This window comes from Curtobacterium sp. JUb34, assembly GCF_003755065.1.
In the GTDB taxonomy this organism is placed as follows: Bacteria; Actinomycetota; Actinomycetes; order Actinomycetales; family Microbacteriaceae; genus Curtobacterium.
In genome coordinates, this window is record NZ_RJVH01000001.1 from 41,930 (window position 1) to 62,535 (window position 20,606).

23 protein-coding genes and 1 tRNA gene are annotated in these 20,606 nt (G+C 71.9%); 12 read left to right on the forward strand and 12 right to left on the reverse strand.

Going from position 1 to position 20,606, the window contains the following annotated elements:
• Positions 1–23 precede the first annotated feature (23 nt).
• A complete protein-coding gene (locus tag EDF63_RS00170; RefSeq protein ID WP_221180511.1) occupies positions 24–977 on the reverse strand; it encodes an NADP-dependent oxidoreductase in 954 nt (317 codons plus the stop codon).
• Complete coding sequence (locus tag EDF63_RS00175; RefSeq protein ID WP_123312139.1) at positions 970–1,788, reverse strand: enoyl-CoA hydratase/isomerase family protein; 819 nt, start codon at positions 1,786–1,788, stop codon at positions 970–972. Before EDF63_RS00175 ends, EDF63_RS00170 begins: the two co-directional genes overlap by 8 nt.
• Positions 1,789–1,914: 126 nt before the next feature.
• Between EDF63_RS00175 and EDF63_RS00180 the strand changes: the two genes are divergently transcribed.
• The gene (locus tag EDF63_RS00180) at positions 1,915–2,817 is read left to right on the forward strand and encodes an alcohol dehydrogenase catalytic domain-containing protein (protein ID WP_123310124.1); all 903 of its coding nucleotides are present in this window, start codon (positions 1,915–1,917) and stop codon (positions 2,815–2,817) included.
• A 33-nt stretch (positions 2,818–2,850) separates the two neighbouring features.
• Here EDF63_RS00180 and EDF63_RS00185 read toward each other — a convergent pair whose 3' ends face one another.
• Together EDF63_RS00185 and EDF63_RS00190 are read right to left on the reverse strand one after the other, a co-directional pair.
• Entirely contained in the window at positions 2,851–3,663 is an 813-nt protein-coding gene (locus EDF63_RS00185; RefSeq protein ID WP_123310126.1) for a GNAT family N-acetyltransferase, read from the reverse strand.
• A complete protein-coding gene (locus tag EDF63_RS00190; RefSeq protein ID WP_123310128.1) occupies positions 3,660–4,949 on the reverse strand; it encodes an SRPBCC family protein in 1,290 nt (429 codons plus the stop codon). The genes EDF63_RS00185 and EDF63_RS00190 overlap by 4 nt, the downstream gene beginning before the upstream one ends.
• Before the next feature lie 297 nt (positions 4,950–5,246).
• On the opposite strand from EDF63_RS00190, the gene EDF63_RS00200 reads away from it, so the two are divergent.
• From EDF63_RS00200 to EDF63_RS00210, 3 genes are read left to right on the forward strand one after another with little or no spacing between them, the layout of a single operon-like run.
• Positions 5,247–5,873, forward strand: coding sequence for an ABC transporter permease (locus EDF63_RS00200; RefSeq protein WP_307860918.1), 627 nt, complete (start codon positions 5,247–5,249; stop codon positions 5,871–5,873).
• 2 nt (positions 5,874–5,875) lie between these two features.
• A complete protein-coding gene (locus tag EDF63_RS00205) occupies positions 5,876–6,655 on the forward strand; it encodes an ABC transporter permease (protein WP_123310133.1) in 780 nt (259 codons plus the stop codon).
• The gene (locus EDF63_RS00210) at positions 6,655–7,593 is read left to right on the forward strand and encodes an ABC transporter substrate-binding protein (protein ID WP_123310135.1); all 939 of its coding nucleotides are present in this window, start codon (positions 6,655–6,657) and stop codon (positions 7,591–7,593) included. The genes EDF63_RS00205 and EDF63_RS00210 overlap by 1 nt, the downstream gene beginning before the upstream one ends.
• A 65-nt stretch (positions 7,594–7,658) precedes the next feature.
• Here EDF63_RS00210 and EDF63_RS00215 read toward each other — a convergent pair.
• Positions 7,659–7,730 (reverse strand) — tRNA-Gln (locus EDF63_RS00215).
• Between the two features lie 79 nt (positions 7,731–7,809).
• Between EDF63_RS00215 and EDF63_RS00220 the strand changes: the two genes are divergently transcribed.
• The 3 genes from EDF63_RS00220 (at position 7,810) to EDF63_RS00230 (ending at position 10,183) form a co-directional block, all read left to right on the forward strand.
• A complete protein-coding gene (locus tag EDF63_RS00220) occupies positions 7,810–8,304 on the forward strand; it encodes a MarR family winged helix-turn-helix transcriptional regulator (RefSeq protein WP_123310137.1) in 495 nt (164 codons plus the stop codon).
• Positions 8,305–8,406: 102 nt separating this feature from the next.
• A complete protein-coding gene (locus tag EDF63_RS00225; RefSeq protein WP_260232899.1) occupies positions 8,407–9,732 on the forward strand; it encodes a D-alanyl-D-alanine carboxypeptidase/D-alanyl-D-alanine-endopeptidase in 1,326 nt (441 codons plus the stop codon).
• A 10-nt stretch (positions 9,733–9,742) separates the two neighbouring features.
• Positions 9,743–10,183: a VOC family protein gene (locus EDF63_RS00230; protein ID WP_123310141.1), complete on the forward strand. Its 441-nt coding sequence runs from the start codon at positions 9,743–9,745 to the stop codon at positions 10,181–10,183.
• Positions 10,184–10,189: 6 nt separating this feature from the next.
• On the opposite strand, the gene EDF63_RS00235 is transcribed toward EDF63_RS00230, so the two are convergent.
• From EDF63_RS00235 to glp, 7 genes are all read right to left on the reverse strand, one after another.
• On the reverse strand, positions 10,190–12,061 hold the full coding sequence (locus EDF63_RS00235) for an ABC-F family ATP-binding cassette domain-containing protein (protein ID WP_123310143.1): 1,872 nt from the start codon (positions 12,059–12,061) through the stop codon (positions 10,190–10,192).
• A 249-nt stretch (positions 12,062–12,310) separates the two neighbouring features.
• Positions 12,311–12,709 carry a PLDc N-terminal domain-containing protein gene (locus EDF63_RS00240; RefSeq protein WP_123310144.1) on the reverse strand — a complete coding sequence of 133 codons (399 nt, stop codon included), beginning with the start codon at positions 12,707–12,709 and terminating at the stop codon, positions 12,311–12,313.
• 97 nt (positions 12,710–12,806) lie between these two features.
• Positions 12,807–13,403, reverse strand: coding sequence for a hypothetical protein (locus EDF63_RS00245; protein WP_123310147.1), 597 nt, complete (start codon positions 13,401–13,403; stop codon positions 12,807–12,809).
• A 34-nt stretch (positions 13,404–13,437) separates the two neighbouring features.
• The gene (locus EDF63_RS00250; protein WP_123310149.1) at positions 13,438–13,887 is read right to left on the reverse strand and encodes a molybdenum cofactor biosynthesis protein MoaE; all 450 of its coding nucleotides are present in this window, start codon (positions 13,885–13,887) and stop codon (positions 13,438–13,440) included.
• On the reverse strand, positions 13,884–14,396 hold the full coding sequence (locus tag EDF63_RS00255) for a molybdenum cofactor biosynthesis protein B (RefSeq protein WP_123310151.1): 513 nt from the start codon (positions 14,394–14,396) through the stop codon (positions 13,884–13,886). The genes EDF63_RS00250 and EDF63_RS00255 overlap by 4 nt, the downstream gene beginning before the upstream one ends.
• A complete protein-coding gene (moaC, locus tag EDF63_RS00260; protein WP_395871085.1) occupies positions 14,393–14,935 on the reverse strand; it encodes a cyclic pyranopterin monophosphate synthase MoaC in 543 nt (180 codons plus the stop codon). Before moaC ends, EDF63_RS00255 begins: the two co-directional genes overlap by 4 nt.
• Positions 14,932–16,158 (reverse strand): gephyrin-like molybdotransferase Glp, encoded by a 1,227-nt coding sequence (gene glp / locus EDF63_RS00265; protein ID WP_123310153.1) that lies wholly within the window; start codon positions 16,156–16,158, stop codon positions 14,932–14,934. The genes moaC and glp overlap by 4 nt, the downstream gene beginning before the upstream one ends.
• Before the next feature lie 105 nt (positions 16,159–16,263).
• On the opposite strand from glp, the gene EDF63_RS00270 reads away from it, so the two are divergent.
• The 5 genes from EDF63_RS00270 to EDF63_RS00290 all read left to right on the forward strand — a co-directional run bounded on the left by EDF63_RS00270 (position 16,264) and on the right by EDF63_RS00290 (position 20,541).
• The gene (locus EDF63_RS00270; protein WP_123310155.1) at positions 16,264–17,181 is read left to right on the forward strand and encodes an MTAP family purine nucleoside phosphorylase; all 918 of its coding nucleotides are present in this window, start codon (positions 16,264–16,266) and stop codon (positions 17,179–17,181) included.
• A complete protein-coding gene (locus EDF63_RS00275; RefSeq protein WP_123310157.1) occupies positions 17,178–18,248 on the forward strand; it encodes an NAD(P)-dependent oxidoreductase in 1,071 nt (356 codons plus the stop codon). Before EDF63_RS00270 ends, EDF63_RS00275 begins: the two co-directional genes overlap by 4 nt.
• A 209-nt stretch (positions 18,249–18,457) precedes the next feature.
• Complete coding sequence (locus EDF63_RS00280) at positions 18,458–19,252, forward strand: glycosyltransferase family 2 protein (RefSeq protein WP_260232901.1); 795 nt, start codon at positions 18,458–18,460, stop codon at positions 19,250–19,252.
• The gene (locus EDF63_RS00285; RefSeq protein WP_123310158.1) at positions 19,249–19,878 is read left to right on the forward strand and encodes a DUF2064 domain-containing protein; all 630 of its coding nucleotides are present in this window, start codon (positions 19,249–19,251) and stop codon (positions 19,876–19,878) included. The genes EDF63_RS00280 and EDF63_RS00285 overlap by 4 nt, the downstream gene beginning before the upstream one ends.
• Positions 19,879–20,541 (forward strand): class I SAM-dependent methyltransferase, encoded by a 663-nt coding sequence (locus EDF63_RS00290; protein ID WP_123310160.1) that lies wholly within the window; start codon positions 19,879–19,881, stop codon positions 20,539–20,541.
• Positions 20,542–20,606: the final 65 nt, after the last annotated feature.

The following is a 20,606-nucleotide window of genomic DNA, read 5'->3' on the forward strand; positions in this document are numbered from 1 at the left end:
CCGCGGGCGGCGCGGCGAGCACCTCAGGGGACCTGCAGGACGACCTTGCCGGGGCCGTGGGCCTCGGACTGCGCCCGAGCCGCGTCGGCCAGGTCGTGGACCGCCGCGACGACGGGGCGGACCGCGCCGTGGTGGACGAGCTCCACCAGGTGCGCCAGGCCGGCGCCGTCCGACTCGACGAACAGTCCGGTCGCGGTGACGCCGAGTTCTGCCGCGAGCGGCCGGACCGGGCCGAGGCTCTGCGGCAAGGACGACACGAGCACACCACCGGGCACGAGGGCACGCAGCGACGCCAGTGGCGCGTCCCCGCCGACGAGTTCGAACACGACGTCGACCGGATCGGCGCCGTCGACCAGCGTGGTCCGATCGCGGTCGACGAACTCCCGCACGCCGAGATCACGGAGGAGGTCGACGCTGCGTGCCGAAGTGACGGCGACGGCGTGCGCCCCGAGTTCCGCGACGACCTGCACGGCCAGGTGCCCGACGCCACCGGACGCCGCCGTCACCGCGACCCGGGCACCGGGCTGCACGTCTGCGGTGTCGACCAGCGCCTGCAGTGCGGTGAGTCCCGCCAACGGGAGCGCCGCGGCCTGCACGTGGTCGATCGTGTCCGGCTTCGGCACGAACGCCCGCGCCGGGCCGACCGCGTACTCCGCGTACGCACCTGCCCGCCGGGGGAACGGCAGCAGCCCGAGCACCGGATCGCCGACCCGGTGGACCGTGACCCCGGGCCCGAGCGCGGCGACCTCGCCGGAGACGTCCCAGCCCGGTGTGAACGGCGGCGGACCGCTGAACACCCCGGTCCGCTGGTCGCCGACGTCCGCCGGGTTGATCCCGGCCGCGCGGACCCTGACCAGGACCTCGCCGATGTCGGGTACCGGAACCGGGACCGTCACCCGCTCCAGCCGCTCCGGCCCGCCGAGCACCCGGACCTGCATCGCCGTCATCGTCCGCGGGACGATGCCCGCCTCAGACACCGGTGGCCCGTCGCCGGGCCGCCGCGCCGATGAAGGAACCGAGGTCGCGCTCCAGCGCGAGCAACTGGTCGTCGTCCGATGGTGCAGCACCCGCGGCGGCGCGGGCCCGGTACGAGGGGCTCGCCGCCAGCTCCTCGAACGTGCGGTACGCGGCCTGGAGCTCCGACCGAGGTGGCAGCACCGTCCGGTTGACCATCGCCTTCGCCGTGGCGAGCGCGTCGCCGTCGAAGGACGCCAGTCGCGCGACGATCCCGGCGACGTGCCCGTCCAAGTCCTCGTCGTCGAGCGTGCGGGTCACCCAGCCCCACCGTTCGGCGGTGTCCGCGTCGTAGTCGTCGCTCGTCAGGACGACCTCGAGCGCACGGTCCCGTCCGATCTGGCGCGGGAGCCGTTCGGTACCACCACCTCCGGGCACCACCGCCGTGCCGACCTCCGGCTGGCCGAACCGAGCACGTTCACGGCTCGCGTACCGCAGGTCGAGCGCGAGGGCGAGCTCGTTGCCGCCACCGCGGGTGCGGCCGCGGATCAGCCCGACGGTGACGTAGCGCGCCTCCGAGAGCCCGACGACCAGGTCGACCCAGGCGTCGCCGCCCGGGAAGTCGTCGAGTGCGGCGAGGTCGAAGTGGTTCAGGAAGAAGTCCTCGGTGCTGCTCTCGACGACGACCACCTTGATCGAGCGATCGTCGGCCAGTCGCGCGACGACGTCGGCGAGACCACGGACGGTCGTTCCCGTCATCAAGCCCACGGGTGGGTCGGAGACCACGATCCGCCCGACCTCGGGCGACTCGCGGGTGAACTGTACGGGGGACATCGGGGACTCCGTTCGCTTGGGTGTCAGCGACGGTACGGACGGCGACGGCACCGAACGTGTCCCGAACAGGAACAGGCTCGACGACCGCGTGCCCGCGAGCATGCTCCGGAGACGAACGGAGCAGACATGTCGAACGCGATCGTGATCACGGAGTTCGGTGGTCCGGAGGTCCTGCGGTGGCGTGCCGTGGAGTCGCCGGAGCCGCGACGGGGCGAGGTGCTCGTCCGTGTGCGGGCAGCGGCGGTGGGTCCCACCGACCTCCACATCCGCGCCGGCGACCTCACTGCCGTGTTCCCGCAGCGCCCCGGCGACGTGCTGGGCTTCGAGGCGGCCGGGGTCGTCGAGGCCGTCGGGGTCGGCGCCGACGCGCGGGCGGGCGACGAGGTCGCTGCGCTCCTGCCGGCCCAGGGCGGGTACGGCGAGCTCATCACCACCCCGGTCTGGTACCCGAAACCCGCCTCCGTCAGCTGGGACGCCGCAGCAGCCCTCCCTGCTTCGGCCGACGCCGCCGTGGGTACCCTGCACCAGGTCCGTGCGGTGCGTGGCGAGACGCTCGTGGTGCTCGGTGCGGTCGGTGCAGTCGGCGCAGTGGTCACACAGCTCGCCCGAGCACAGGGCATCCGGGTGATCGGTGCGGCGAGACAACGCGACGCCGACGTGGTCCGCGGGCTCGGTGCCGAGTTCATCGCGTTCGGCCCCGGACTCTTCGACCGGATCGACGGCCACGTCGACGCGGTGATCGATGCGGCTGGCCGCGGCGGGCTGGTGGACGCGGTCACGGCACTCGGGACCGCGGACCGGGTCAGCACACTCGTCGGCGGCCCCGAGGTCGTGGCCTCGGGAGCGCTGCTGTCCCACCCGAGCCCGGATCGGGCGCCGGACGCGTTGGCAGTCACCATGCCGTTGCTCGCAGCAGGAGCGCTGCGCCTCAAGCGGCGTCTGGTCCTGCCGGTCCGGGAAGCGGCCGAAGCGCACCGTCTGCTCGAAGCAGGCGAGACCCGCGACAAGATCGTGCTGTCCTTCGGGTGAGCAGTCCGAACCCGTCGGTCGGGCTCGCAGCCGTCAGGCTGGTGAGTCGCCGTCCCGTCGTCCTCCCAGGTCGTCGGACGGGAACCAGTACGTGATCCCGTCCGACGCCGGCACGAACCCCAGTCGGCGGTAGACCGACAGGCCGTCCGCGCTGGACTGCAGGTACGCCGTGTGCGCGCCGTCGCGCCGCCCCTCGTCGAGGACGTGCGCTGTGACGGCCGCGCCGATCCCCTGCCGTCGCGCCGCGGGGTGGACCCCGATCGCGAAGACGCCCAGGAAGCCGAGGTCGTCGCGGATCGACATGCCCGTGGCCACGGGGACACCGCGCCGGTACGCCACGACGGCCTTCACACCGACGGAGGCCAGCACGGCGTCGTCGACGAAGGGAGCACCCAGGCTCCGCCCAGCCCCGAACGCTTCGCCGAGCACCTCCTCGAAGTCGGTCGCCACGGCACGCGACGTCACCGCGCGGACGTCGAGTTCGGCGTCCCGCCGTGCTGCTGCCTCTGCCGTGAGTGCCCGCACGTACGTCGTCGTCGTCTCGGTGACGGCGTCGAACTGCGCGGCTGCGCTGCGGATGGCGCCCGTCGTCGCGCTCTCGACGCTCATGATCGACCACTTCTCGCGGTGATCGAGCGAGTCCGCGGCACGGAGGACGTCGGCGATCGATGCACCGGGACTCGGGTGCAGCCCGTTCATCGTCCGGAGGTCCGCGCCGGTGACGATGGTCTCCACGACTCCGGTTGTGTGCCTGCCCGCGGGGAGCACCTCGGCCATCCCGGCCACGGCTCGCAGCAACGCCGCCGACGCGCCTGCGCCGATGGGGTCGTCCGTGTCCTCGGTCATCGTTCGACGTCGTCTGCGTCGACCGCCCCCGGGAACTGCGCCACGGCGGAGGCGGTCAGCGTGTAGGGATTGCCGAGGTCGGGGTGGCGTTGCAGCATCGCCCGGATGAGCGCGTCGCCGGACGTCGACTCCGCAGCTGCGGCGCTGAAGTCCGCGAGGTACCGGCGAGTGGCGGCGATGAGCGGACCCGCAGCGTCGGACGGAGCGTGCGGGTCCCGGTGCCCCGCCACCACCCAGGACGCCTCGAGCTCGTCGACCATGTCGATCGCGGCTTCCCACTCCTCCCGCTGCGTGGGTCCGGTCTGTGCCAGCCACGGGTGGATGTTGTTGTAGACGACGTCGCCCCCGGCGACCGTGTCCAGGTCACGGACGTACACCACGCTGGACGGATCGGTGTCGCTCTGTCCGACCGAGATCGGGACCAGCTGGTGCCCCTCGAGGTCGATGGAGGGGGAGGGCAACGGTCTCGGGCCGGCGACGGTCTCCGGCAGCTGGCCAGGGAAGAGTGCACCCCAGTACGCCAGGTACGCGTCGGTCAGTTGCTCGTCGGCGAACGGCACGACCTCGGGGAGCGCCACTGCCGTCGCGCCCGGGAAGGCGGCGAGCACCGCTGCCAAGCCGAGGAAGTGGTCGGCGTGACCGTGCGTCACGTACACGGTGGTCAGGTTCTTGCCGGTCGCCGCGATCCAGGCGACGAGTTCGTCCACCTCGGTCGCGGTGATGAGCGCGTCGATGAGGACCGCGTCGGTCACGCCGGCGATGAGCGTCGCCGTGCTGGCGGGCCAGGTGGCCGGATCGGCGGAGCTCCACTCGGCCACCGGAGCGCTGATGGGCTTGTAGTCACTCACGAAGACGTGCAACGACAGCGGCGAGAGGATGGTTCCGCCGGCGTTGCTGAGGCAGGCCTCGTACCAGGCCGTCATCTGCGCACGAGCCGTCTCGTCCTCGGCCCCGTCGGCTGCGAACTCCGCCGACCACGTGACGAGGCTGCCGTCACCCTCGTCGTGGACGCGGAGCGTCGCCAGGTAGTGCGCGACCGGCAGGGCCCCCGGATCGGAGAACCTGAACGTCATCGACCGTGCGGTGGACGCGACGAGCTGTTCGGAGACGGGTGGCCCGCCGCCCTGGAGGTGCACCTTCCGCACACTGCCGTGCTCGAGGTGCTCCACCTGCTCGACGCCGGGCATCCAGCGCACATCGCCGAAGTCACCGATGCGCGCCCAGACGTCGGCAGCGGTCTCGTCGAACGTCGCGGCGCTGGCGACGTGCAGCCGTGGGACGTCCATCAGGCGTGGTTCCGGTCGTGGATGAACATGGTCGTCTCGTCTCGTGGGGTTCGTGGACGCGCCCGTGCGGGAACGCGTCGCAACCGTAAACGCGGTCGACCTGGCCCAGCGTGCCCCTGCCACCACCACCCGCCCGGTCAGAACCGTCCTGCGCGACTACCTTGAGAGCGACGCAGCGTTCCTGCGGGGCGCTGGTCCCGATCGCTGGATGACGATTGGGATGCTGACCTGAACTGGATCATCGCGAACTTCGGTCTCGTCTGGAGCCTCACCGTCACGCACGCGGGTCTCGCGGCAGTGCCCATCGTCCTCGGGTTCGTCGTGGCGGTGCCGTTGGGCTGGGTGGCGAACCGCTGGCAGGCCGTCCGATCGGTCATCGTCGGCGGCGGCAGCCTGCTCTACACGATCCCGTCGTTGCCGCTCTTCGTGATCCTGCCCTACCTGCTCGGCACCCGCATCACGGATCCCGTGAACATCGTCGTCGGGCTGTCGGTGTACGCGGTCGCCATCATGGTGCGGTTGGCAGCTGATGCGTTCGCCGCCGTCCCTGCGGACGTCGTCGACTCGGCCACCTCAGTGGGGTACTCCGCATGGGGGCGTTTCTGGACGGTCGAGCTCCCGTTGGCGGGTCCCGTCCTCCTCGCGGGGATGCGGGTGGTCTCGGCGAGCACCGTCGCCCTGGTCTCGGTCGGAGCCCTGGTCGGTTCCGCGAACATCGGCTTCCTGTTCACGGACGGGCGACAGCGTCAGTTCCTCGAGGAGATCCTGGTCGGCGTGGCAGCGAGTCTCTTCGTCGCGCTGGTCTTCGACACCGTCCTGGTGGCGCTCGGGCGCGTCCTGATGCCGTGGTCGCGACGGATACAGGTGCGGTCGCGTCGGTCGCGCCGTCGGGCCGCGTTGGCGACGATCGAACGGGGGGCCTGACCGTGCAGTTCTTCCTCCATGCGGTCGCCTGGCTCCTCGACCCGGCGAACTACCGCCCCGGCCTGCAGACCCCACTCCCGATCCAGGACCGGATCGGCGAACACCTGCTGTACACGTTCATCTCGGTCGCCATCGCCGCCCTGATCGCCTTGCCGCTGGGCCTGTACATCGGTCACACCGGGCGCGGGCGCAGCTTCGTCATCGCGTTCAGCGGGTCCATGCGCGCGCTGCCGACGCTGGGCCTGCTCGGCACCCTCTTCGTCATCATCGGGATGACCGTGCCGTTCACGCAGACCGCCTTCATCGCGTCCATCATCGCGTTCGTCGTCCTGGCGATCCCCTCGATCCTCGCCGGGGCGTACTCCGGTGTGGAGTCCGTGGACCCGCAGACGGTGGACGCCGCGCGCTCGGTGGGGATGACCGAGTTGCAGATCCTGCTCAAGGTCGAGGTGCCGCTGTCGCTGCCGCTGATCATCGGCGGGATCCGCGCGTCGGTCCTCCAGGTCATCGCGACCGTCGTGATCGCGTCGTACATCTCGCTGGGCGGGCTCGGCGCGATCATCTCGACGGGCATCAGCCTGAACGACAACGACCTCATCCTCGGTGGTGCATTGCTCGTGACGGTCCTCGCCCTCGTGATCGACGGCCTGTTCGCACTCGCACAACACCTCACCCGCCGCGGCCCCGAGGGGCAGACCCGCCGCCGCCGCACACACGTCCGCGCGCTGCCACTCCGGCGCCGCGCGGTGACGGCACTCTCCGTCGACGAAAGGGACCACTGATGTTCACAGCAGGCACCAGGACACGCATCCTCGCGGGTGTGATCGCGGTCGGGGCGATCGTGGCACTCTCCGGTTGTTCCACCTCGGACCCCACGAAGCCAGCATCGGGCGGAGACGACGGATCGGGCAGTACGCCGATCGTGGTCGGCTCGTTCAACTTCCCGGAGAGCGAGATCCTGGGCAACATGTACGCCCTCGTCCTGAAGGACGCCGGGTTCGACGTCACGACCAAGTTCAACCTCGGCCCACGGCAGACCACGATCCCCGCGCTCAAGGACGGTTCGATCAACCTCATGCCGGAGTACAACGGCAACCTGCTGTTCTTCTACGACACCAAGGCGACCGCGAAGACGACAGCGGAGGTCGACGCCGCGCTGAAGACCGAGATCCCGAAGGACTTCCAGGTGCTCGAGCCGTCTCCGGCCGAGGACAAGGACGCCTACGTCGTGACCCAGGCCGAGGCCGAGAAGAACGGCCTCACATCGATCGGTGACCTCTCCAAGATCGAGCCGTTCTCGCTCGGCGCCAACCCGCAGTTCGGCACCCTTCCGTACGGCATCCCCGGGCTGAAGTCGACGTACGGCGTGGACAAGGTCACGTTCAAGTCGATCGAGGACTACGGCGGGCCCGACACGGTCAAGGCACTCGTCGACGACACCGTGCAGGTGGCCGACATCTACACGACGTCGCCCGACCTGGTGACGAAGAAGCTGCTCGTGCTGAAGGACCCCGAGAACCTGATCGCGTCGCAGAACATCCTGCCGTTCCTGAACAAGGACATCTACAGCGCGAAGCTCGCGTCGACGTTGAACAAGCTGTCCGAGAAGCTGACGACCGATGACCTCATCGCGCTGCGCAACCGTGTCGAGGGCAGCGAGAAGGCCCAGGCCCAGGCCGCCGCGAAGGACTGGCTGACCAAGGAGGGGCTGCTCGAGTAGCACCGGAGACGTCAGGCGTAGCGGGCGGGTGATGAGCACGATCACCCCGCCCGCCCACCCTGCAGCTCCGCCTCCAGGATTCGAACCCGGACCTAACGGCACCAAAGGCCGTCGTGCTGCCATTACACCAAGGCGGAACGCACCCGCAGGTGCTCGTCCATCTTCCCATGACCGACGCGGCTGGCCGTCCGCCCCGGGTTCGGCCAAGATGGAGGGATGCCGCACCAGGACGAGGTCGACCGGATCGTCGCGGCGTGGGGGCGCGAGCGTGCCGACCTCGACTTCGGTCCGCTCGAGGTGTTGTCCCGCGTGGATCGCCTCGCCCGGCACCTCGACCGCGCTCGGCGTGCGGCGTTCGACGCGGGTGACATGGAGCCGTGGGAGTTCGACGTGCTGTCGGCCCTTCGGCGGGCAGGCGAGCCCTACGAGCTGAGCCCGAAGACCCTGCTGCAGCAGACCCTGGTGTCGAGCGGCACCATGACGAACCGGGTGGACCGGTTGGCGGCGCGGGGCCTGGTCGGTCGGCGGACGGACCCGAAGGACGGCCGTGGCATCCTCGTGGCGTTGACGAACCAGGGCCGGGTGGCGGTCGACGCCGCCATCGCTGACCTGCTGACGGCGGAGCGGGACATCCTGTCCGGGGTGTCCGACGCCGAGCAGGACCAGTTGGCCGGGCTGCTCCGACGGCTGATCCTCGGCCTCGGCGACTGAGCGGACCGCCGAGACCGCTTCACCCGCTGGAACGAAGCCCACGGCCGCGCTTCGGTCGCCGGGTCGATGTGCGCCGAACCCGGTGCTCGCCACGATGGTCGCGTGCCCAGATTCCGTGCCCTCATCCATCGACGCCGACACACCATCGTGTTCGCCGTGGTGCTCCTGCTGCTGGCCGCGGGTATCACCGCGACGACCTCGGCCATCGGGGCCCAGCGCCAGGCGACGGCGGCGGGCGAGCGCTGCACCGCCGATGCGCTCGCCGCCCGCTGGCACGCCGGTTCGCTGTTCGTCGACGCGCGATCGGCCAGGACGGGGAAGCCGATCCTGACGCACCGCGGCGACGAACCGACGCAGACGGGCAGCACGATGAAGGTCGTGACGGCCGCCGCCTCGGTGTCCGCCCTCGGACCCGACCACCGGTTCACCACCTCGGTGGTCGCCGGCGCCGAACCCGGTGCCGTGGTCCTGGTCGGCGGCGGAGACCCGACCCTGAGCCGGCTGCCGTCCGGTCAGGACAGCGTCTACCCGCACGCGCCGCACCTGGACGACCTGGCGGAGCAGGTGCTGGCGGCCCGCGGTGGACAGCCGGTGACCGCGGTGCAGGTCGACACGGCCCTGTTCGACGGCCCGGCGTGGCACCCGAGCTGGCCGGAGAGCGCCCGCACGAGCGGCAGCGTCTCGAACATCACGGCGCTCATGGTCGACGGTGATCGCGACGACCCGACGGAGTCATACTCGATGCGGAGCGCCGGAGCGGTCGCCCGGGCAGCGACGGCGTTCGCGGCGCTCCTCGGGCCGGCCGTCCGGGTGGACACGACCTCGGGGACGGCGCCGTCCGGTGCGCAGGTGCTCGGATCGGTGAAGTCCGCAACGGTGTCGGAACTCGTCGGGATGCTGCTCACCGACTCCGACGACACCCTGGCCGAGGTGCTCGCCCGCCACGTCGCCATCGCCGAGGGTGCCGGTCGGTCCTTCGACGCCGTGCAGGCCGGCAGCACGAAGGCACTCGTCCGCTACCGGGTGCCGACGGAGGGCCTGCGACTCGTGGACGGTTCCGGTCTCAGCCCGGACAACCGGGTGCCCGCCTCGGCGCTCACCACGCTGATGCGGGCGGTCGCCGCGAAGCAGGACGGTCTCGCCCCGGTCGACGCCGGGCTCGCCGTGGCGGGACGCACGGGCACGCTCCGTGAGCACGGCCGCTTCACCGGTGCCGCAGCGGACGCGCGCGGGCACGTCCGGGGCAAGACCGGTACCCTCGACGACATGTTCGGCCTGACGGGTGTGACCGACGAGGTCGCCGGGGACCGCGTCGTGTTCACGGTCTTCGCCGAGGGGACGAGCGATCCGGGCGCACGGAAGGAGATCGACGCCCTGGCAGCGGCGTTGTGGCGCTGCGGCGGACAGGGCTCCGCGCTCCAGGGGTAGCCTCCGGCCCATGCACGCGATCACCCTGGCCGTCGCCGACGTCGCACGATCGGCGGAGTTCTACCGCGCCCTGCTCGGCATCGACGGCAGCGGGGTCATCGGCACCGAGTTCCCGTCGACGGAGACCCAGGCGGGCGGGACGACGGCGATGTTCACCCTCGACGACGGCCTCATCGTCAGCGTCTACGGGCGGGACGACATGGCGAAGGACTCCGGAGTCGCCCTCGCCGACGGCCCCACGGCGACGATCGGGCACTTCGTCGACAGTCAGGCCGACGCCGAAGCGTTCCTCGACCGGGCCCGGATCGCCGGCGCCATGATGCTCGCGGCGCCGTACACACGCCCGTGGGGCATGTGGTCCGGCTTCTTCCAGGACCCGGACGGGCACCTGTGGGAGGTCGTCGCGAACCCCGGCGGCGGGGCCCCCGAGGACGCGACGCCAGCGGAGTAGACCCGCTCAGACCCCGAGCAGCTCCGCGACCTCGAGCCAGCGCTCCTCGAGCTGCTCGATCTCGGCCTCGTGCGCCGCGAGCTTCGCCTGCAGCTCCCCGAGCCCGGCGTAGTCCGACTGGTCGTGGGTCGCGAACTGGTCGAGCAGCTTCTTCCGGTCCGCGCCGACCTTCGCGATCTTGCGGTCGAGCGCCGACATCTCCTTCTCGGCCGTCCGACGCTCCGCGCCCGACAAGCCCGAGGCGGCCGCAGCGGACGCGCCGGGACCGGCCGACGCACTCGACCCGGCCACGGCCCCGGCCGAGCCGGTCCCACCAGCGGTGTCGGGCCTCCCGGCAGACGCGGCGGCGGCCGCAGAAGCGGTCCCGCCACCGGTGCCGGCCGCACGGAGCCGCATGTACTCGTCGACGCCGCCGGGCAGGTGTCGCAGGTGCCCGCCGAGCACGGCGTACTGCTGGTCGGTGACGCGCTCGAGCAGGTACCGGTCGTGGGAGACGACCAGCAGCGTGCCCGGCCAGGTGTCGAGCAGGTCCTCCATGGCCGCGAGCATGTCGGTGTCGAGGTCGTTGGTGGGCTCGTCGAGGATCAGCACGTTCGGCTCGTCGAGCAGGATGAGCATGAGCTGCAGGCGGCGCTTCTGCCCACCGGACAGGTCCTTGACCGGCGTGGAGAGCTGCTCCGCCGTGAAGCCGAGGCGCTCGAGCAGCTGTGCCGGCGTCATCTCCTTGCCGTCGGCGACGTAGCTCGTCTTCTTGCGGGCGACGACCTCGCGCACCCGGTCGTTCGCGAACTGCGCCAGGTCGGCGAGCTGCTGGTCGAGGATCGCGACCTGCACGGTCTTGCCGGTCTTCACCCGGCCGCTCGTCGGCGCGAGCGTGCCCGAGACGAGGTTGAGCAGCGTCGACTTGCCGGCACCGTTCGGGCCGAGGATGCCGGTCCGCTCCCCCGGTGCGATGCGCCACTCGATGCGGTCCAGGATCTGGGTGCCGTCGAACGAGACGCTGACGTCGAGCAGGTCGACGACGTCCTTGCCGAGGCGGGCGGTCGCCGTCTTCGCCAACGCGACCGTGTCGCGGATCGGCGGGACGTCGTCGATCAGGGCGTTCGCCGCGTCGATGCGGAACTTCGGCTTGCTCGTCCGGGCCGGTGCGCCGCGGCGCAGCCACGCGAGCTCCTTGCGGGCCAGGTTCTGGCGGCGCTGCTCGCTGGCGGCTGCCTGCCGGTCGCGCTCGACGCGCTGCAGGATGTACGCCGCGTAGCCGCCCTCGAAGGGGTCGACGACGCCGTCGTGCACCTCCCACGTGTCGGTCGACACCGCATCGAGGAACCACCGGTCGTGCGTCACGACCACCATGCCGCCCTGGTTCGACGACCAGCGACGGTTGATGTGCTCGGCGAGCCACTGGATGCCCTCGACGTCCAGGTGGTTCGTGGGCTCGTCGAGGAACAGGACGTCCCAGTCACCGACGAGCAGTCGGGCGAGTGCGACGCGGCGGCGCTGCCCACCGGACAGCTCGTCGACGCTGACGTCCCAAGGGATGTCCGACACCAGGCCGCCGATGACGTCGCGGATCTTCGGGTCGCCGGCCCACTCGTGCTCTTCCAGGTCACCGACGACGGTGCTGCCGACGGTCGCACCCTCGGGGAGGATGTCGCGCTGGTCCAGGTAGCCGACCGTCAGCCCGCGGCGGTGCGTGACGCGGCCGTCATCGGGTTCGAGGCGCTGGGACAGCAGCGCGAGCAGGGTCGACTTGCCGTCACCGTTGCGGCCGACCACGCCGATCCGGTCCCCCTCGTCGATGCCGAGGGTGACGTTGTCGAAGACGACCTTGGTGGGGAACTCGAGATGCAGGTTCTCGGCGCCGAGGAGATGTGCCACGCGTCAAGGGTAGGCGGCGTGGCGGGGTGGTCGGTGCGGGGTGGGTGGTTGGGGTGTTTGGCTGGCTCTGGTCGCACGGTGCGCGCTTGTTCGAGTGGTGCGAGGTTGCCCGCTCGGTGCGAGGTTGTAGCGGCGCACGGGGCGCGCAACCTCGCACCACCCGACAGACCTCGCGCGGTGCGCCGGCGCGTCAGCCGGGAGGCCCGGGTCAGCTCCCCGAGGCCGGTTCGGCTCCGGCGGTCGGGTACGTCAGCTCGCGGGTGCGGCGTCGCCCTCGCCCGCTGCTTCCTTCGCGCGCTTCAGGCGAGCCTGCGCCTCCCAGTACTCGATCTCGCGCTCGAGTTCGGCGAGCTCCTGCTCCGTGCCGCTGACGCGCTTGGCGCCGTGGGCGCTCCGGGCGTCACCGAGGGTGGCGTACCGGTCCTCGTGGCGAGCGGGCTCGATGTAGCGGCCGTGGTTCCGTTCGCCCGGTGCCCAGTCGTGGCCGATGGCGAACCAGACGATGCTGCCGACGACGGGGACCAGGATCACGAGGATCACCCACGCGATCTTCGGCAGGCCGCGGATCTGGTCGTCGTTCTTCGTCAGGATGTCGATCAGGGCGAAGACCAGCAGGATGACGGTGATCCCGGGCAGCAAGACGCTCATGTTCGCGATTCTATGGATCCGCTTGGAGTCTCACCATGCCCCGAACGAGCGTCGCGGTTGCGAAGGTGCACAGGGTCGGCGTCGGCGCGCTCGGTGCTCACGATGTCGGTGACGCAGCGAGGTACCGCTGGGCGAGCATTGCCGAGCGGGTGGTCCACACGAACTGGACAGCCGCGACCAGGACTCCGACGAGGTAGAGCGGCCAGAAGGTCACCCCTGAGACGGCGAGCGCCGTCCAGACCACCAGCTGTCCGGCGAGCATCGGGAGACCGTCGCCGCTCGCCAGGTCGGTCGCGACGGCGTCGACCACGATCCGTCGATCCGCCGGAGCCTCCGTCTTGCCCGTCGCTGCCCGGGACACCGCACGCTGCTCGCGCTGCAGCAACGACGCGAGCACCTGGACACGCACGACGGCGAGGCTCGCACGGCGTCGGAACCGGACGGCCCGGATGACCTCTGCGACGAAGACGAGGACCGCGATGCCGGCTCCGATGGCGGAGAGCGTCAGCCGTGCGTCGGAGCCCGGGGGCAGTGTGAAGCTGATGACGACCAGGAGCGCCAACGTCAGGGCGACAGCCAGCACGAACCCTCGGATGGGCAGGACGCGGTGATTCCGCGGCTGCGCGAGGAATACCCGCGCCCGGGTCTCCGCGTCGGCCCACCGCTGGTCGGCAGCTGTCTGCGTCTTGGTCACCGGTGCGACCCAACCACCCTTACCTGAGCATCCATCACAGCGCCGCGACCCACTCGTCCGTCCCGTCGGTGAACCGCTGGTGCTTCCAGATCGGCACGCGCTCCTTCACCAGGTCGACCAGCTCGCCGCACGCCGCGAACGCCTGCGCCCGGTGGGACGACGCCACCGCTGCGGCGAGCGCGACGTCCCCGATGCCGAGCGACCCGACGCGGTGCAGCACGGCGATCCGGACGTCGGGGTGGGCGTCGGCGACGGTGCGGGCGACCTCGGCGATGACGTCGCCGGCGCTGGGGTGTCGTTCGTAGTCGAGGGCGGTGACGCCCTTGCCGCCGTCGTGGTCGCGGACGACGCCGGCGAAGGTGACGACGGCGCCGTCCTGGTCGGTGGCGACGACGGCCGAGACCTCGTCGACGGTGATCCCCCGGTCGACGACGTCGGCGAGGACGACGCGCGCATCCGGTGCCGGGGCCGGCGACGCGGTCACGACGCACTCCGCGGCGCGTGGCCCTCGCCGTGCACCTGCGCGAGCACGTGCTCGACCAGCCCGTCGAGTACGGCCAGTCCGTCCGCGACGCCGCCGCGGGACCCGGGCAGGGTGACGATCAGGGTTCCACCGGTGCTGATGCCGGCGATGCCGCGGCTCAGCAGTGCGGTCGGACCGGCTCCGGCGAGGCCCCGACGACGGACCTCTTCGAGGATGCCCGGCAGCTCGAGGTCGATGAGGGGTGCGACGGCCTCGGGTGTCCGGTCGGTCGGGGTGACGCCGGTTCCCCCGGTCGTGACGACGATCCGGGCTCCGGCGAGCAGTTCGGCGGTCACGGTCTCGGTGATGGCCCCGCCGTCGGGGACGATCACGGGTTCGGCGACGGTGAAGTCCCGCTCGCGGAGCCACCCTGCGATGACGGGCCCGGTGCGGTCGAGTGCGGGGTCGGCGGCGGCCTGCGTGGACACCACCACGACGGCGGCACGGCCCCTGGTCGGCTGCGAGGTCATCGGTTGCTCCAGTCCCCGGAGCGCCCGCCGTGCTTCTCGAGCACCCGGACGTCCGTGATCGAGGCCGCTCGGTCGACGGCCTTCACCATGTCGTACACGGTCAGTGCGGCGACGCTCGCGCCGGTCAGCGCTTCCATCTCGACGCCGGTCCGCGACGTCGTGCGCACCGAGACCTCGATCAGCACGCGGTCGTCGGCACCGGTGATGTCGACCTGCACGCCGGCGATGGGCAGCGGGTGGCAGAGCGGGATGAGGTCGGACGTCTTCTTCACCGCCATGATCGCGGCGATGCGGGCGGTGCCGATGACCTCGCCCTTCGGCAGGGAGCCGTCGAGGATGCGGGCCACGACGTCGGGCCGGGTGACGAGCGTGGCGGTGGCGGTCGCCGAGCGGTCGGTGACGTCCTTCGCGGACACGTCGACCATGTGCGCGGACCCGTCAGCGCGCACGTGCGACAGGTCGGCCTGTTCGGCAGCGTCGGACGGATCGGCCGCGTCGGACGGATCAGACACGCCGGACGTGTCGACGGGATCGGTCATCGGAGACTCCAGACGGTCAGGACGTCACCGGGTTCGACGGCGTCGACCCCCACCGGGACGTGGACGAGGTGCGTGGCGGCCGCGTAGTGCGCGAGCAGGTGGGAACTCGGTCCACCCACGAAGTGGACGACCCCGTCGGCCACCCGACCGCGTCGCACCTGGTGCTTGCCACCCGGTGACTTCGCAGCCGTGGCCGCGGGCAGGTGCAGCACGGCGCGGTCGGTCGGCAGTCCGACGAGGGGCGCGAGCAGCGGACGGAGGAAGACCTCGAACGAGACGAGTGCGGAGACGGGGTTGCCCGGGAACGAGACCACGGGCACCGGGCGACCGGCGAGCACCACGCTGCCGAACGCCTGCGGCCCGCCGGGCTGCATCGCGACCGGGGTGACGGCGAGCCCGCGGGGTTCGAGTGCCTGCCGCACGACCTCGTACGCGCCCGCACTGATCCCCCCGGTGGTGAGCACGAGGTCGGCCCACTCCCCCACGGCGTCGTCGAGCTCGGTGACGAACGCGTCGACGTCGTCGGGGACCCGGACCGCGCGGGACGAAGCCCCGACCTCGGCGAGCGCCGCTCGCAGTGCGATGCCGTTCGCGTCGCCGATCGTCGCCGCGTCGGCGTCGGCGCCCTGCAGTTCGGACCCGGTCGACACGACGAGGACCCGCAGCGGGCGCCGGACCTGCACGGTGGACACTCCGGCGGACGCGAGCGCGCCGAGCAGGGCCGGGGTGATCGGCGCACCAGTCGGAGCGATGGACGCACCGATGGCCAGGTCGCTGCCGGTCGCTCGCACGAAGGTGCCCGGCACGAGGTCAGCGGGCACCGTGACGTGCCCCAGGTCGAGCGCGGCCGGGAAGGACCCCGGCGACGTGGCCTCAACCGGGAAGACCGCATCGGCGCCGTCAGGGATCCGCGCACCGGTCATGATCGGTGCCGCTGTGCCGACGGAGAGCGGCGTGGGCACGACCCCGGCCGGGATCGGTGCGACGACCTGGACGTCCTGCCCGGCATCGGCCACCCGGACCGCGAACCCGTCCATCTGGCTGTTGTCGAACGGCGGCAACGGGACCGGCGAGGCGACGGGCGCAGCGAGTACGCGGTGCCCGTGACCGGCGCGGCCGTCGACGGCCAGGTCGTCGATCCGCCACGACGCAGCTCCGAGGCCCGCCACCACCGGCGCGAGCAACGCCGCCAGGTCGTCGCGGTGCTGACCGATCGTTCGCACAGGTGCCTCCGAACAGGGATGGTGTCGCCGCTCCCGGTTCGTCCGGGGCCGGCGTCAGTAGCGTATCCAGCGCGCAGACCGCGCCGACGACCTTTCGGAGGACCTGTGGAGAACGACGAAGCCGTGACGATCGGTGTCATCGGGGGCTCCGGCCTCTACCAGCTGTTCGAGGAGGGCACCGCCGAGGAACTGGACGTGCCGACGCCGTTCGGCCCGACGTCGAGCCCGATCAGCATCGGCACGATGTCCGGCCGTCGGGTCGCCTTCCTCACCCGGCACGGTCGTGCGCACTCCGTCGCACCGCACCGCATAAACCACCGCGCCAACGTCTGGGCGCTCCGCTCCCTGGGGGTCCGGGCGATCGTGTCCTCGAGCGCCGTCGGTGGTCTGCACCCCGACTACGCCCCCGGCACCTTCGTCGTGACCGACCAGCTCATCGACCGCACCTTCGGCCGTGCGGACACGTTCTTCGAGGACGACGTCCAGCACCTGTCGTTCGCCGACCCCTTCGACCCCACGCTGCGGCGCGCGGCCGTCGAGGCGATCGCCGCACTCGACGTGCCGTTCCGTCCGACCGGCACGTGCGTCGTGATCCAGGGCCCGCGGTTCTCGACCCGCGCCGAGTCCGTCTGGCTCCGCCAGGCCGGCGGCCACACCATCAACATGACGATGACGCCCGAGGTCCCGCTCGCCGCCGAACTCGGCATCGCCACGGTCAACCTGTCGTTCGTCACCGACGCCGACGCCGGCCTGGCCCCGACCGAGGACGAGGCCGCAGCCGCGGCCGGCGGCGCCGACGTCGACGACGCCGGGGCCGTGGTCACCCACGCCCTCGTCATGGAACGCCTCGCCCGCGCCAACGAGGTGATCGTCCGCGCCATCGGCCAGATCGTCGCCGCGATCCCCGCCGACTTCACCCCGCGCGAACTCGTCCCGACCAGCGCGAGCGCCAGCATCATGCAGGCCCAGCCCACAGGCGCCAGCGTCACGCAGGCCCAGCCCACCACGGGCCCCACCGCATGAGCCGCCTCCTCGTCACCGGCGGCGCCGGCTTCATCGGCTCCGCGATCGTCCGCCGCGCCCTGGCCGACGGCCACGAGGTCCGCGTCCTCGACTCCCTCCGCGACGACGTCCACGGCGATCCCGGCGAAGTCCTCCGAGCCCACCAGCAGCAGGGCATCGAGTTCGTGCACGGCGACGTCCGCGACCGGGTCTCGCTCGACGCCGCGCTCGACGACGTCGACGTCGTCTGCCACCAGGCCGCCAAGGTCGGCCTCGGCGTCGACTTCCAGGACGCCCCCGACTACGTCTCGTCGAACGACGCCGGCACCGCTCACGTCCTCGCCGGCATGGACCGGCACGACATCGGCCGGCTCGTCGTCGCGAGTTCGATGGTCGTCTACGGCGAGGGTTCGTACACGACGTCCGACGGCGAGCCCGTCCGCCCGCCGGCCCGTCGCCGCGAGGACCTCGACGCCGGCCGCTTCGACCCGATCGGCCCGGACGGCCACCCCCTGCTGCCCGGACTGATCGACGAGTCCGCCGCGCTCGACCCCCGCAACGTGTACGCGCAGACGAAGGTCGCACAGGAGCACCTGGCCTCGAGCTGGGCGCGCGCGACGGGCGGCCGGGCGATCGCGCTCCGCTACCACAACGTGTACGGACCCGGCATGCCCGCGAACACCCCCTACGCCGGTGTCGCCTCACTGTTCCGCTCGGCACTGGCCCGCGGCGAGGCGCCCCGCGTGTTCGAGGACGGTGCCCAGCGCCGGGACTTCGTGCACGTCGACGACGTCGCCGGGGCGAACGCCGCCTCGATCGCCGCGACCGCCGACCTGCCCGCCGACTCGTTCCGCGCGTACAACGTCGGGTCCGGCGTCGTGCACACGATCGGCGACATGGCCGCGGCGATCGCCGGCCCCGACGGCCCGCAGCCGGTCGTCACGGGCGAGTACCGCCTGGGCGACGTCCGCCACGTCACGGCGAGCTCGGACCGCATCGCCGTCGAGCTCGGCTGGCGCGCCGAGGTCGACTTCGCGGCCGGCATGCGCGACTTCGCCACCGCTCCCCTCCGGAGCGCCGTCAAGTAGCCCGCTTCGTGAGCAGGAATGGTCGGGTCGCCGGACGCGACCCGACCATTCTGCTCACGAAGCGCGCCTGTCCCCCGTTCTGGGGACCGCGCCGCGGAACAGTGCGCTGACTGACCAGCGGGTACAAGTTTCCTGTACCCCGCCGCGCGTCGTCGTGTTACGTCGAGTGCATGACAGGACAGACCCGTCGTTCTGACGAACGGCACCGAATGACGGACATGAGTGTCGACGTCATCCTCCCGTGCCTCGACGAGGCCGATGCCCTGCCGAAGGTGATCGCACGCCTGCCGGAGGGCTACCGCGCGATCGTGGTGGACAACGGCTCGACCGACGGCTCCGCCGACGTCGCGCGCGCCCACGGCGCCCTCGTCGTCACGGAACCGGTGAAGGGCTTCGGCTCCGCCTGCGCCGCCGGCGTCCGTGCGGCCACCGCGGACTTCGTCGCCTTCTGCGACGCCGACGCGTCGATGGACCCCGCCGAACTGCCGCCGCTCGTCGACCGCGTCGCCAGCGGCCGCGTCGACCTGGCGCTGGGCCGGCGCGTCCCGACCGGCAAGGGCGCCTGGGCGCCGCACGCCCGGTTCGCGAACCGCGTCCTCGCCATCCTCATGCACCGTGCGACCGGCTACCGGCTGCGCGACCTCGGTCCGATGCGCGTGATGCGTCGTGAGGACCTCGTCTCCCTCGACCTGCAGGACCGCCGCAGCGGCTACCCGCTCGAGATGGTCCTGGCCGCGCACGCGGCCGGCTGGCGCGTCGACGAGTCCGACATCGGCTACGCGCAGCGCATCGGCGACAGCAAGGTGACCGGCACGCTCCGCGGCACGGTCAACGCGGTCCGCGACATGACCCGCCTGCTGCGCGCCTACCGCCGGGAGGCCCGTGTCCGGGTCGTCGCACCGGCCTCCGTCCGTCACGTGGCCGGCTCCACCGCCCCGACCGGTTCCGCGGCACGGCCCGGCTCCGCACCCGTCACCGCCTCGGCTGAGGGGACGCGAGCATGACCGCCGGCATCACCGTGGCCGTGGTCGCGAAGGAGTGCCTGCCCGGCAAGGTGAAGACCCGGCTGACCCCGGCGCTCTCCCCCGAGGGTGCCGCCCGTGTCGCGTCCGCGAGCCTCGCCGACACGCTGTCGACCGTGCGCGCCCTGCCCGCCGAGCGCCGCCTCCTGTTCTTCGACGGCGACGTCGTGCCGGAGTCGGCCGACGGCTTCGACGTCCTCCACCAGCCCGGCGGCGGTCTCGACGAGCGCCTCGGCTTCCTGTTCGACGCGATCGACGGACCGTTGCTGCTCGTCGGCATGGACACCCCGCAGGTGTCGGCCGACGACCTGGCCCCGGTGTTCGACCAGCCGGAACGCGGCGCCTGGTTCGGCCCCGCCGAGGACGGCGGCTTCTGGTCGCTCTACCTGCACGACCCGACCGGTGACCTGCTGCGCGGCGTCCCGATGTCCCAGGACGACACCGGTGCGGTCCAGCTCGCACGCCTCACCGACGCTGGCCTCGACGTCGGCATCCTCGGCGAACTACTCGACGTGGACACCGTGCCCGACGCGGAGCGGGTCGCCGAGATCGCGCCGGAGTCCGGCTTCACCCAGGCACTCCGTGCCGAGACCGTGGGGAGTCTGTAGATGACCATGCACGCACCCGTCTCCTTCGGCGCCGGCGGCGGCGAGCCGTACGCCAGGGCCCTGCGCTCGGACGGACGGCTCCGGCTGACCGACCCGGACCGCCCCGACGTCGTGACGACGATGGACGTCAGCCGCTGGAGCGCCGCGGCCGACCGCGTCGACCGTTCGCTGCTCGACGACGCCGACGGCCCCGTGATCGACATCGGCTGCGGCCCCGGTCGGATGCTCGTGGCCGCGCGCAACCGGGGCATCCCCGCACTCGGCGTGGACGTCTCCGCCGAGGCCGTGGCGATCGCCCAGCGATCCGGCGGCACCGCGATCCAGGGGTCGGTGTTCGACGCCGTCCCCGACGAGGGGCACTGGGACACCGCCCTGGTCATCGACGGCAACATCGGCATCGGCGGCGACCCCGCCGCGCTGCTGGAGCGCTGCGGCGAGATCGTCCGCACCGGCGGCCGGGTCATCGTCGAGACGAACCCCGACCCCCTCGCCGACCGCGTGTACACCGCCCGCGTGGTGGACACCGACGGCCACGAGAGCGCCGGGTTCCCCTGGGCCGAGGTCGGGCTCGACGCGCTGCACCGGCACGCGGCGGACGCGGGCCTCGTGGCGCGGCAGAGCTGGACGGTCGCGGGCCGGAGCTTCTGCGAGCTCTTGGCCTGATCGCGCACGTTCGTGCACTTGTTTTGCATGATGCAAGACAGTCACGTACGGTGGTGTCTCCAGCC